General features: G+C 42.7%; 9 protein-coding genes and 1 CRISPR repeat array. Of the genes, 2 read left to right on the top strand and 7 right to left on the bottom strand.

Features of this window, described 5'->3' with window-relative positions:
• Nucleotides 1–495: direct repeats of the CRISPR family, unit length 33 nt; unit sequence TTCGCACCCAATCACGGGTGCGTGGATTGAAAC.
• Nucleotides 496–837: 342 nt separating this feature from the next.
• The 6 genes from H140_RS0111770 to H140_RS0111745 all read right to left on the bottom strand — a co-directional run bounded on the left by H140_RS0111770 (nt 838) and on the right by H140_RS0111745 (nt 9,682).
• Nucleotides 838–1,743, bottom strand: coding sequence for a CPBP family intramembrane glutamic endopeptidase (locus tag H140_RS0111770; RefSeq protein ID WP_026349065.1), 906 nt, complete (start codon nt 1,741–1,743; stop codon nt 838–840).
• 92 nt (nt 1,744–1,835) lie between these two features.
• Nucleotides 1,836–2,732 carry an alpha/beta hydrolase gene (locus H140_RS0111765; protein WP_019673859.1) on the bottom strand — a complete coding sequence of 299 codons (897 nt, stop codon included), beginning with the start codon at nt 2,730–2,732 and terminating at the stop codon, nt 1,836–1,838.
• On the bottom strand, nt 2,733–3,848 hold the full coding sequence (gene sppA / locus H140_RS0111760; RefSeq protein ID WP_019673858.1) for a signal peptide peptidase SppA: 1,116 nt from the start codon (nt 3,846–3,848) through the stop codon (nt 2,733–2,735).
• A 252-nt stretch (nt 3,849–4,100) separates the two neighbouring features.
• Nucleotides 4,101–7,241, bottom strand: coding sequence for a ComEC/Rec2 family competence protein (locus H140_RS15265; protein WP_156819180.1), 3,141 nt, complete (start codon nt 7,239–7,241; stop codon nt 4,101–4,103).
• A gap of 419 nt (nt 7,242–7,660) precedes the next feature.
• Complete coding sequence (gene lolD, locus H140_RS0111750; protein ID WP_019673856.1) at nt 7,661–8,347, bottom strand: lipoprotein-releasing ABC transporter ATP-binding protein LolD; 687 nt, start codon at nt 8,345–8,347, stop codon at nt 7,661–7,663.
• A gap of 99 nt (nt 8,348–8,446) precedes the next feature.
• Complete coding sequence (locus tag H140_RS0111745; protein WP_019673855.1) at nt 8,447–9,682, bottom strand: lipoprotein-releasing ABC transporter permease subunit; 1,236 nt, start codon at nt 9,680–9,682, stop codon at nt 8,447–8,449.
• Nucleotides 9,683–10,332: 650 nt separating this feature from the next.
• Here H140_RS0111745 and H140_RS0111740 point away from each other — a divergent pair.
• Nucleotides 10,333–11,292 carry a hypothetical protein gene (locus H140_RS0111740; RefSeq protein ID WP_019673854.1) on the top strand — a complete coding sequence of 320 codons (960 nt, stop codon included), beginning with the start codon at nt 10,333–10,335 and terminating at the stop codon, nt 11,290–11,292.
• Nucleotides 11,293–11,696: 404 nt separating this feature from the next.
• Nucleotides 11,697–12,341 carry a hypothetical protein gene (locus tag H140_RS0111735; RefSeq protein WP_156819179.1) on the top strand — a complete coding sequence of 215 codons (645 nt, stop codon included), beginning with the start codon at nt 11,697–11,699 and terminating at the stop codon, nt 12,339–12,341.
• A 103-nt stretch (nt 12,342–12,444) separates the two neighbouring features.
• Here the strand turns inward: H140_RS0111735 and H140_RS0111730 are convergent, their stop codons facing one another.
• Nucleotides 12,445–12,837, bottom strand: coding sequence for an SCP2 sterol-binding domain-containing protein (locus tag H140_RS0111730; protein WP_019673852.1), 393 nt, complete (start codon nt 12,835–12,837; stop codon nt 12,445–12,447).
• Between the last annotated feature and the right edge of the window lie 35 nt (nt 12,838–12,872).

The raw sequence follows: 12,872 nt of genomic DNA, 5'->3' as shown, positions 1-12,872 counted from the left end.
TTCGCACCCAATCACGGGTGCGTGGATTGAAACGTGACTTGCCACGCAACGTCTACTTTTCAGCAAAAATTCGCACCCAATCACGGGTGCGTGGATTGAAACCAATCAAAGTCTATGTCATCCCACTTCAAGCTTTTCGCACCCAATCACGGGTGCGTGGATTGAAACCATATCATGCTACTTGTTAAGCCGTCATACTTTTCGCACCCAATCACGGGTGCGTGGATTGAAACAATGTCATTATTGATACGCTAGTTTTCACTAATTCGCACCCAATCACGGGTGCGTGGATTGAAACAAGCCAAAAATGTACAAATCGTACACCTGTCATTCGCACCCAATCACGGGTGCGTGGATTGAAACATCTCGCTCTGCAATGTCTAAAAAATGTCTAATTTCGCACCCAATCACGGGTGCGTGGATTGAAACAGTACAGCGATCATTTACGACACCAGGCGAACTTTCGCACCCAATCACGAGTGCGTGATGAGCAACATTAAAAGTTTGACAACATCAAGCCACAACAGACACTGCAATTTTAGTTGCACAACAAGATATAGGCTATAAGAAATTTTCTAGAAAACTTGCTGTTTTGACTGGTTACTTGTCCTGTATGGTCAAAGAAATCTAAAATGGTAACCAGCCAATCAAACGCAAGTATTACAAAGGTAGGCTTAGTGAGATTAACGCCGTAAACGTTTAGTATTTCGCTGACGATAAGACTATACTATAATAATAAGGGTTGTTGTGGCCGGTCTCCAACTAGAAAGGAACGTTGGTTAGCTTACCAAGGGTAATCCTGTTCGAATCAGGCAAAGCTGCAACAACCTTTCTACCCTACTGCAACATCAAATACAGCCACATCACCGCCCCATTATTCACAATATGAATGATGATTGGGAGCAATAAAGAGCCTGATTTGGCGCGTGCATAGCTTAGCAATAAAGCCAGTACGAAAATAACGCCCATCTCATACCATTCATATTGTAAATGAATTAAAGCAAAGATAGCACTGGTGACCAAGCTGGCAATCCATACGCCTTTGGTGCCTTCAAATTGCTCGGTTAATGCTGACCATAATAAGCCTCGAAACACCACTTCTTCATAGATAGGTGCGACAACGACCATCACTAAGATCAAGAGCCACTTTGGATCAGCGCTAAAATAAAGCTCATCAACAAAAGCGGTAGGATCTCTGTCTAAGATGTAGGTGAGCGTTTCGCTACTAATGACAAATGCCAACCACAATCCGATAAACCCCACGGCTACGTGTAACGCAAAGGGTTTGATGCCAAGATAATCGCTAACGCTGTAATGATTTTTTATCACTGGTACGGCAGCTTTAACATCAAGATTTATATGCTCTGGTGAGCGACAAACTGATGGTGCTGGATCTTTTGTTGAAGCTAAGGTTGGGGATTTTTGTAGCTTTGCGTGACGCCGATTAATCAGCAGGTTGACGAGTAGATAACTAAATAGCAATAAAATCAATAAGGTAAACAGCATCGCATAGCTGGTGACGGTACCGTTAAAGCTGCCTTGAAAAAAAGCCTGAGTACGGCTTAAACTAGGATCGTCAATCACGTAGGGTGCAAATAGATAGACCCCAACCAATTGCAACATAAAAAACAAGCCAATCATACCAACATACAATAACATTACCCCTGCTTTTGAAAACAGTGATATAGGCGGTACAGCTTGCTCTGGTATGGAAAATAGAGACGAGTCTGACGTGAGTGACATGGCTTAACCGTAACCCATAGCAAATAAAGGCAAGCAAAGATAGTCGCAATCAATGCTAGGCATTAGACTGAGCTTAAAGAAACGAGTAAGCATTAGGACTGCTCCATGATAGTCACCATAATCAGTTGTGCAACTGAGTCAGGATATTCTAAGGGGAACATATGCCCACCAGGATGTAGCTTAAAGGGTATCGATAAGCGCTTGCGCACCTTGGATGGAAAGCCGCGCTGATAAAACTGGCTGTCATCACCAATAAGCAAGGTTGCTGGCTTGTTAGGTGGTCGATTTGGTTTGAGCCAATACCAGGATGGATTGGTGCGAAACACAGCGACTTCCGCTTCTTTAGGAATAGTAAGGGTCACTCTACCATCAGGTAAGTCACGCATCCCATGCTGAATATAGCCATCAAAGGTACGTGGATCAAACTTTTGAAAAAATCGCTTAGGCTGTAATAGATCTCTGGCCTGCTCACGACTGTCCCAAATATCACGGCGCCTGCTTGAGATACCTGCTGGTGACAGCTTGTCACGCTGTTTGGGTAAAAATATCTTGGCCAGATGCCATAACAGATTATCACGCCCATAGATCAAGGGTGGATCCATTAACACTACTTGCAAAAACAACTTGGGCTTTTTGTACAAGGCCTGCAAGGTACATAAGGCACCCAGTGAGTGACCTAAGCCAATCACAGGCACTTTGTGCTTTTTGGATATCGCTGAAACACTATCAATCACTTGCTGTGTTAAGCTTTTCCAATGGTTATCAATAGGGTATGTCGGCTTGCTATCCTTATCGAAGCCCAAAATTGGGATATACTCAACTGTAAAATGATGCTCTAACACATCAAAAATTGGCTGATACACCCGACTTGGCATACCATTAGCATGGGCAAAATGAATTACTGGTTTACCAGTTAGCTTAGAAACTGGCAACCTTGAAAAGTCTAACTTCAAGTCTTTAGTTACAGTGATATGGTTTGAGGTTGACATTTATCTCATCTCAGCAGTTGATTGTTCCTGTGGTAGCAGCTTCATATCTATACTTGATCCAATACCTGCACCCATCTTAATTGCAAAGCTATCAAGCAGCTGCTGCATTGGATCTATTGGGGTATAGTTAATGACATTATCAAGGTCTAATTCTTTTTCAAGTGTCATAAGACTACCTTGCTTATCAGCAAGCCCAAGCTCAATGGACTGCTCACCTGTCCAAAATAATCCTGAAAACAAATGACTGTCTTCTGTATCTTTTAGCTTATCGCCACGACCTTGCTTCACCGCTTTAATAAAATGCTGATGGGTATTACTTAGTACACTTTGTACATGCTGTTTTTCAAAGTCTGTCAAGTCGCGGCTGACACTTAATATGTCTTTGTACTCGCCAGCAGTTAAGGTTCTATCTTCAATGCCCAATTTGTCCATTAAGCCTTCAATATTGTAGCCGGACATAATGACACCAATGGAACCGACCAAGCTTGATGGATTGACATAAATCTCATCAGCAGCTGAGGCAATGTAGTAAGCACCTGATGCGCCCATATCACCAATAATGGCATACAGCTTTTTCTTTGGATACTCCTCACGCAAGCTCATCATAGTTTGCCAGATTTCATCCGACTGTACTGGCGAGCCCCCAGGTGAGTTGATATTGAGTACCACAGCTTTAGAGCCTTTAGCATTAAATGCTTCAGTTAAGGCTGTACTCACATCGTAGGCATTGGCGGGATCATTGGCGCTAATCACCCCTTGTAGATCAACCACGGCAATATGTGGTTTATTTAGATCTGCGCTGGTTAAGCTTTTTTCGGTAGGCGTACACGCCTTACTCAGCATAAAAATGACCAGCAACAAAGTACCCAAACTTAATAACCGCGAAAACACCCGCCAGCGTCTTGCCCTACGCTGTTCTTCGATACTGGCCATTAAGGTTTTTTCTAGCAGATGCCACTCTCTACCACCTGTGGTTACAGGTATTAGCTGTGGTATCTGCGCTTGCTTATTGTTTTGCTGATGGTTGTTCCGGTTATTATTCGAATCATTGGGTGATTGGTTATTAGATGATTGATTATCCGGGACCTTATTTGGATCTGGTGGCCAGTTTGACATATAAAATAAAAATCCTACTTAGATATTTTAGATATTATTAGGGACTGTGTTTTGTCTAGGATGACTAAGATAACTAGGGTTACCAAGTCAAAAAACTACCATACATTAATAAAGTACTGTTTGTCAGGGGTATTTCTGTAAAATATTAATGCGGTTTTTTTACTTTAGATACCTATTGAAACAATCTACCTAGCAAACGTCCACTTACTCTAGAAGCTTTAAGGATTGGCTTTGCTACTTATTATCAGTACTTTACTGCTTATTACCAGTACTTTGCTGCCAATAAAGTTGCGTTTCTTTTAGTTTTAGATTGGCAGGTAGTTGCTGAGAGTCTAAGATATGCCAAGATAAGGGCTGCCTACTAGTTACCAAAGCTTTATCTATACTGGCTTGTGAACTGATAAGCCAGTGCCTGCGTGGAAGCTGTTCTACATTATTAGGTAATGCTGTACTAGCAGATGATGCTGTGGATGTAGCCGTATCTGTCACTGTGGGTGATCTAGCTGACGCATTAGTTGTTGCTACATCAGCAGCACACATCAACTGCCACAAATCAGCTAACTGTGGCTGATTGCTACTATAAAACAAAAATTGCTGCGGCTTATGCTCTATACTCTCTACACTCTCTATACTCTCTACCTGCCTACCTCCTGCTGTGGTAGCCATCTTAGTGTTAGCTGTCGTAGCTATTGCTAACTGCATCGAGGCTGGCAGTTGAACCTCTGCGCTGGTGGTTAACCCAATCGCACAATCCCATACTGAGGCACTTGCGACCTCATCCCAGCCAGTTTCTACGCTAAGCTTAAACGCCTCACCCGCTTGCCATCTGCGCCCAAAGTGGCAGCTTTGTGCGGTCATTGCTGAGCCTGCCAGTTGCGTCTCAACATAAGGCCGATTGTCGATAAGCCCTGCCTGCCAATAATAAGAAACCGGCATCAGTTGTGTGAACTGCGCTACCATTGATGCCATCTGTGGGGTGGCAGTTTGTACAATAATTCCAGTTAAATGGTTAACTTGCTGCTGCTTGATTTGATCATATAAGCTTTGTATCAATATTTGCTGTTGCTGCGCACTCCATAAAGCTTGCGGTGATGTGTTTTTATTTTGGTTTTCGTTTTGATTGTAAGCTGAGACTTGATCCAAGCTTGAAGTTATAAAAGATGTTGGCTTTGGCTGGTTGCTCGTTTTTGGATAGCTTGTAGTTTTTGGATACGCCGACAACAACAACCACGCCTGCTGCTGATACCAAACTAAGGCAGCAGAAAGTGGCGTTTTTTTATCCTGTTTTACTGGGGTTATTACTTGAATATGCAGCATATTTTGGCGCTGCTGTATATGAGTGATGCCCAGCACAGCGATGACCAACAGCGGTGGCACAGACAGTAAACGACTAAAAATACCCTTAGGCAATATCCAAGGCAAAGAGGCTAACAACAAGAGCAATAATACGACCAAACTTGGCTTGGCATAAATCCAACCTGCCTGCTGCCAACTGTGTTGCAGCGCAAACAAAGTGTGATGCAGACTGTCTAACAACCAAAATAGCGCAGACCAGAGCTTATCTGCAACCTGTGGATGGTTAGGAAAAGCAGCATAGAGCACCCCTGCCAGTAAGTTAATTGGCACAATAACCCAGCCAAAAAGACCAATGGCAAATAAATTAACCACAAACCCCCACAAAGATACCTGTCCAAACAGCCACAAACTAACTGGTAACAGGGCAATAGACATCCACAGTTGTAACTTAAACAGATCAAAAGCGGCTCGCCTTAAACGCTCCCAGATAAGAAGAGACTCACGACTTGGTGTCACCAACGGCTGCTGACCGCCCTGCTCCCAGCGCAGGCTATATACAACCAACACCGCCACTGCGATAAAGGACAGCCAAAATCCAGCTTGCCATAATACAAATATATCTACCCATACCATGGCTACCGCCAATAACAATAGCACCTTAAATACTGACGCACTGGCCAGTAAATAACGTAACACGCCAACAACCAGTAGCATACAAGCTGTTCTCACTGCTGGCACATCAAAACCTGCGAATAAAGCATAACCAAAAGCGGCAATAACAGAAATAACAAATGCACACTGCCAACGAGGCACCAGCTGATAAAAACTAGGGGCAAAGCGGGTAATCAACATCGTCACCAATCCAGCACATAACATGGCCAAAAACAATACATGAGTACCTGATATGGCCAACAAATGCGAAATACCAGCAAAGCGATATAGGTCTGTCATTTGTGGGCTAATTAAACTGCGATCGCCAGTCAGTAGGCTTAAAGTCACCGCTACTGCATCTGTATCTGCGGTATCTATTGCAACAGCCATCTGTGTGTGTCTTTGTTGGCTATCTTTATCCAGAATCTTTTGGTTGGTATAGCTAAACTCTAGACTACTTTGACTGGCGTTACCTTTTTGACTGGCGTTATTTTGCGCTATATGTGTGGTTGGCGCTTCAAGAAGCTGCAAAAAGTGTTGTCGCAACTCAAAGCGCTGACGGTCTATCCAAAGCTGTAATGAAGATGGGCGCTGTTGCAGTGAGTCAAAGTCAACGGCCAATACTTTGGCCTTAGCAGTAGCATGACGGCTACTAAGCCAGCGATACTCATCAAACTCATCTTCACTATTTTTATCTAGTAGCTCAACAGGACTAAGCTGCAACTGCATCTTTAGCTGCTGATCTGACGCAAAGTCATTGAGCGCCATTAGTTGTGCTTGATAAGCAGAAAGCATGACAGTCATGGTTGCTGGTAGTTGATAATCTGCAATACTGTGCTTTTGTCGAGTACCATCAGAGGCAAGTTTGGTTTTTAGCGCACTGGTATCGACTGCGAGCGGATTATGCTGGCGCTGTTGTTTATCAACGCGTGAAGATGCGCTGTTTTTCGCCGTCACCTTTGTTAGCTCAGTGCTGTTTTTTTGCTCAGTATAGGGCTGAATATCTGACAAAGTAACCAACTGCCGATAGCCTTGTTGCAGTTTTGGTTTAGAAGAGGTGTCGGATTCAAATGCCAAGCGCCTGTCACTTAAGCCCACTGGCCGCACATTGGCTTCCACAAATAGCACTTTGCGTACGGACTGCTCTATGGCGACCATGCGCTGCGCGGTACTATTGATTAGCACTGCCAGCCAAAATATAGCCAGCATTGCCAATCGATATAACCCAAACAATAATTTTCTAGAGCGCTGCTGACTAGATAACGGCTGACTAAAGCGCCTTTTATCAAGCCAGCGAAAAGCATAAGGCAACAACCACAACAGCACCCAGCCCGCCAGTAGCCAATATGCTGCCAATTGCCAGCGCTCACCGCTAACACCTAGACTAATAGCTGTCAGTTGCATTGGCGTTAGCTGTAAGACGGCTAACACGATTGCGAGTGCCACGCTCCCTGCTAGCCAAATCAAATCATTATCCTTAATGATTGTTGTTTATATCATTGTTGCTTATACACCACTCTCAACATGCATAGTTGGGAATATTAATAATTGGTTTATTAGCTGTGTCTTTAGCTTATTTGTTGCAATATATTAAAACGGAGGGCAAGTCCCCCTTTCTCAAAGGGAGATTTAGGGGGATTTTGCGATACTTATTAAAAATCCATCCCCAGCCCTGAGAAGCGTTAATAAAAGCTCTGGGGGAGCTTTTTAGCTTCGAAAGAGTCAAGCTGTACTTGGCTAAAGGAAAAGGAAGGGAGTCAACCCTATCATAAGCCACCGCCTACATTCTAAGTTGAGATTGGCGTTATTTATATGGTTGTTATTTATATGGTTGTTATTAATAAGATAGCGGTTAATAAAAAACTCTAATCAAGAAAATCTTCCCATTTTCCATTTTTTAATAGCATCTGCCGATCTGCCATCGCAGCCAAGCTCCTATCATGAGTCACCATTAACAGTGCTGTTTGCATCGTATCTTGTAGCTCGGCCAACAACGTAAAAATACTTTGTGCATTGTCATAATCTAAGTTACCAGTTGGCTCGTCCGCCAAGACCAGTGACGGCTTGGTCACCAAAGCACGCGCAATAGCGACCCGCTGGCGCTCACCACCTGAAAGCTCGCCTGGACGATGCTCCAAGCGATGTCCAAGCCCTACTCTTTCAAGCAAAGCCACAGCCTCATGTCGTGCTTGCTTTATTGGCACATCTTTGCGCAATAGCAACGGCATTGCTACATTTTCAATAGCGGTAAACTCTGGCAATAGATGATGAAACTGATAAATAAAGCCCAAATGCTGATTGCGCATATTGCCACGCTCAGTTTCATTCATCTGATTAAGGCACTGCCCATGTAACCATACCTCTCCAGAGGTTGGCACATCCAGCCCACCAAGCAAATGTAGCAAGGTGCTTTTTCCTGACCCGCTGGTACCGACAATAGCAATGCGCTCGCCAGCACGAACGGTTAAATCAAGTCCAGTTAATACTTGCGTACGAATACTACCTTCATCATATATTTTATTGATATTTTTGGCGACTAAAATTTCTGACATACTGTTTTCTCAATGACATACTCAAGATTAAGTTTTTGCTATTGGTATTTGTTGCTGAGTTTAACGCTTATCAATTACTCATAGCGCAGTGTCTATCGCTTACTCATAGCGTAGTGTCTGTGCTGGCTGAATGCTTGCGGCACGCCTTGCTGGATAAATGGTTGCCAAAAAGCTTAGTGCAAATGAAGTACTGGTAATAATCAACACATCCATCCAGCGTAGCTGCGTTGGCAGATAGTTGATGAAGTAGGCATCAAACAGGTGTAGACTAAACATCTGATTAATCCATCCCAGCAGATCCCCTACGGTCAATGCTAATACCACACCCAAGATAGTTCCAGCTACTGTACCAATGACCCCAATTACCAGACCTTGCACCATAAACACTTGGGTAATCAACTTAGGCGAAGCGCCAAAAGTTTTTAAAATAGCAATATCCGCCTTTTTATCAGTAACCAACATCACCAAGCTTGAGACAATATTAAAGGCTGCAACAATAATAATTAAAAATAGCAATAATCCCACCATGGCTTTTTCCATCTGAATGGCACCAAATAAATTACCATGAGTGCGTGTCCAATCACTAGGATAAAGTAAACTTGGCTCAATATTGGCCGCCCGCTGTGCTACCTGTGGTGCCAAAAAGATATTGTCAAGTTTCATACGAATACCTTGCGCACCCTTGGGAAGACGTAATAAGGTTGCTGCATCGCCCATCGGGATAAAGGCCACTAGATTATCTACTTCACGACTAATGTTATACACCCCTGTCAAGGTGAAGCGCTTAAAGCGTGGAATAACTCCGGCTGGTGATGGCGATGCCTCTGGTAACACCAGGGTAACCTTATCACCCACCTTTAGTCCCATGGCCTCAACCATACTTTGACCTAGCACAATACCAAACTCACCATCTTTCAACGAGTCGATACTACCCTCAACCATGTGATCATTAATAATAGACACATTTTTTTCATAATCAGGTTCAATGCCCGATACCATAATACCTGCCACCTGCCCATTAGAAGTCAGCATTCCTTGTAGCTCAATAAAAGGGGCAACCGCCACCACTTCTGGATCTTGCGAAATCCTATCAGCCAAACCTTGCCACTCAGGAATAATCTCAGTTGAACTGACACTCGCTTGCGGTACCATCCCCAAGATTCGAGATTTAAGCTCACGATCAAAGCCATTCATGACCGACAGCACCGTAATTAATACGGCGACCCCCAAGGTCAATCCAACCATAGAAATCAGTGAGATTAATGAAATAAAGCGGTTACTTCGCTCAGCGCGGGTATAACGCAATCCTAAAAATAAGGCTAACGGACGAAACATAATTTAGGCTCTTAACCAATCTGCTCAATAGCTATTCTGCTTTGTTATTTATTGCTATCTTCTTTTATAGTATAGACTATTTATTTGACAGTCTATTTAGCTATTTATATTAAAAGATATTAAAAAAAGAGACATAAAACAGAATAACCAGTCACGATAAGTTGAAAAAATAATGAATAATAAAGGGCATAGTTTGACACAAAACAACCTATCTTGGCTATGCCAGATTAATAACTTTTAATTACAGTCATCAATCAACAGACTAAGATGACGCTAGATTTAAAGATAACCTAGGCTTAGAACTTGCATTTCATTAACTAGTCCCTATTAAGTTAAGTATAGTAACTAAGTTAAGTATAGTAACAAACTCTAACCGTCATTTATTATTTTAATTTTGTTAGACGTTTTAAGTTAGTTTCCTCACTCTCAACTCTTGGTGTAGGCTGTGGCTTTAACCCAGCATCTTTAAATGACAAGCTATATTTTGCTGGGCTAAAAGTACCCGTTTACATTGAATTCGAATAAGTTGAGAACAGGGGTTTAGTTATAGGCTTTTAGGCGTTCATACTGCCATTTTAAAGCCAACAGCCGTTTTTAAAGCTAAAGCCAACAACCTTTTTAAGCCAACCATTACAAAAAGTACAGACACTATGAGCACTCAAGTTTACAAATACAGTCAAGCCTTGCGACCAACCATCATAAATTTAAGCGCCGAGCAAACCGCTGGTCATGGCGACCACTGGCGTATTTTAACCGAACAGATAGAAGAAGACGTACCCAACTGGCTAAAAAAGTCTATCGACAATGCCACCATCGCAGCTGGCCTTCACCCTACCCTCAGTAAAGAAGGCTTATCGCACCTACTACTTTCTTGCAATGATATGTGTCATGTCAACCAAGTATTGGCACTCAAAGATGGCAAGCCACAAAACTTCATCAATGCCTTTCCTTGTGTCAACAGCCCTTACGGTCTCAACTGTAAGATTGACCGCATCATCGCCAATGACGATACTCAAGATGCAGTACTACGCCTAATCAGCGCTGATGGTAGTATCATTTATGCTTATGATCAAATGTACACCGTCAACCGTGAGTTATACCGCCAAGACCAATCCTACTTTGTCAACTTTAGTGCTTGGGCGTACGCCATTCAGCTTAGTGACCAAGATGAAGTGGTACGTGTCGAAGATCCAGAAGCCATCCGCTATCATCGTGCTTATAATGACATTGTTGCCAAAAACAACGGTGTTATTCCAACAGACCTAGATCAGCAAATTGAACAGTGGCAACCGACCTCAGATGAGGCGCTTGAGCCAGTAGAAATCAAACTTGGCAATATGTGCGCCTACCTATTTGGTGAGACGCTAGGACAAGAAGACGAGGCTTGGTGCCAAGGTCAAGTATTGGGCAAACAACAACAAACTTTATACGAGCGTGACCTTACCGTCTTTGACGTAGCTATCTTACGTGAGCCAGATGCCGACCCTTTTGTGGTACGTATCGCCACGCCTACCACTGACGATACCCGTCAAATTATCGTCAATGACTATATCCAAGCCAATATCTGGCTACAAGCTGCTATTTACTATGAAAACCAAACCGAAGACTAAGACGACTCACTAAGGCAACTGCGACTATCAGAAAGTTGAAATAGTCCAGAAAGTTGAAATAGTCGAAGGTCATATCCTATAAGTGCTTCGTTGTTTTTATTAGTGTTTATTGATATTTTATTAGTGTTTATTGATACAAGTTTAGGGTGTGGTTGGTGAGCATAAAAGCGGATAATTCACTTTTGTAAAACTAACCCACCTGACAGACGTTAACAACATTTGACAAAAATAGTTGACTTTTTTGCAAAAATGCCAAATACACGGTTTACAATGCCTATAAGTTCAAGGTAAGATTAATAAACTTCTCAAGAATGCAAGCAGTAAACTCGTCTCCAGCTTTATTTGCTGTCGCTCAGCTTTTAATTTGTTGCTATTTAGTTTGCTGTCTTCATATCAGTGTGTCTATGAACGTCTCAACCCTAAATCAAGCACGAGCTTCTATCACTCACGCCAGTGTTATTGCCACTCCGAAAACAATAACACCTACGACACTGACCCCTGCCAGCCCAAAAAGCGCTCTTAACAATAGCACAGAGAACACAAGTCCGGTCAAAAATACAGTCAATAAAATGATGGCAACTGATATACTAACAAGCACAGCAGTAACAAGCCCGTCTCTCATTGCGCCGCAAACAGGTTCTACTAGCACTACTTCTACTATTAATAACCACACGCAAAGTAGTAACCACACGCAAACATCGAGAGATAAGCCGACGCCACAAGCTCAAGGCATAACGGCAAAAGACACCGCAGCTCAAGTTTCCCAACAAGCTATGTCTCAAATCAGCCCTCAAACTGCCAGCCAAGCTACGTCACAAATTACTTCAGAAGCTGAAGCTACGAAGCAAAGTGCGGTGCAAACCAGCAATGCCAATGCTCATAGCCAGACTCAGACTCACCCTCACCCCAAATATCAGTATCAGCCTGATGCGCAACAGCAAAATACAGCGCAAACAAAGCAAGGGATTGTGATTGGCTTTGACTTTCTAGGGATTAGCTTTTTTATTAGTGGTATGTTGTTGATGTTCTACTTTTTGCACTTAGCTTAAAAACCGCTGGACATAAAAAAAGCGCCTGCAATTAATACAAACGCCGATTACGATTAGAGTTGTTAAAAACAAAACTGGCATAAGACCAACATTAGTCTTTAGCTTAGCCTTGCTCAGTCATTTCATAAATCTGTTTAAACAGCGCTTTTTGCTCAGGGCTTGGCTTAGCAGTCTGTAATGCCATCACCTGGCTCATATCACCTTCGATACGAATTTTTCCCGACATAAAGGCATTCATTGCTTCGTTCATATTCCCCTTTAAAGCAACCAACTTTAAGGTTTCTTCATCGATAACAATGGTGGTGTCTGCATCAGTTGTGCCACGTTTGAGCACACCTTCTGCTAAATAGGCTTGTACATCCTCACCATTTGTGGTGTCAGTGACATTTAAGTTTAGTTTCACGTTTGCTAAGGCAGGTGGTAAATTTAATTCACCTGCTTCTTGAGTTAAGCGATCTACTTCAGCAAACCAGTCATCAGTCAAAAAAATTGCCATAAAATATTCCTGTTATTATCAAAATCGTTAAATTT

This window comes from Psychrobacter lutiphocae DSM 21542 (genome assembly GCF_000382145.1).
Classification (GTDB): Bacteria; Pseudomonadota; Gammaproteobacteria; order Pseudomonadales; family Moraxellaceae; genus Psychrobacter; species Psychrobacter lutiphocae.
This window is presented reverse-complemented; position numbering and strand designations above follow the sequence as displayed.

Coding starts and splice junctions, on each gene's coding strand:
- lolD (WP_019673856.1), bottom strand. CDS start 8,347: ATGTCAGAAATTTTAGTCGCCAAAAATATCAATAAAATATATGATGAA.
- sppA (WP_019673858.1), bottom strand. CDS start 3,848: ATGTCAAACTGGCCACCAGATCCAAATAAGGTCCCGGATAATCAATCA.
- H140_RS0111740 (WP_019673854.1), top strand. CDS start 10,333: ATGAGCACTCAAGTTTACAAATACAGTCAAGCCTTGCGACCAACCATC.
- H140_RS0111770 (WP_026349065.1), bottom strand. CDS start 1,743: ATGTCACTCACGTCAGACTCGTCTCTATTTTCCATACCAGAGCAAGCT.
- H140_RS0111765 (WP_019673859.1), bottom strand. CDS start 2,732: ATGTCAACCTCAAACCATATCACTGTAACTAAAGACTTGAAGTTAGAC.
- H140_RS0111745 (WP_019673855.1), bottom strand. CDS start 9,682: ATGTTTCGTCCGTTAGCCTTATTTTTAGGATTGCGTTATACCCGCGCT.
- H140_RS0111735 (WP_156819179.1), top strand. CDS start 11,697: ATGAACGTCTCAACCCTAAATCAAGCACGAGCTTCTATCACTCACGCC.
- H140_RS0111730 (WP_019673852.1), bottom strand. CDS start 12,837: ATGGCAATTTTTTTGACTGATGACTGGTTTGCTGAAGTAGATCGCTTA.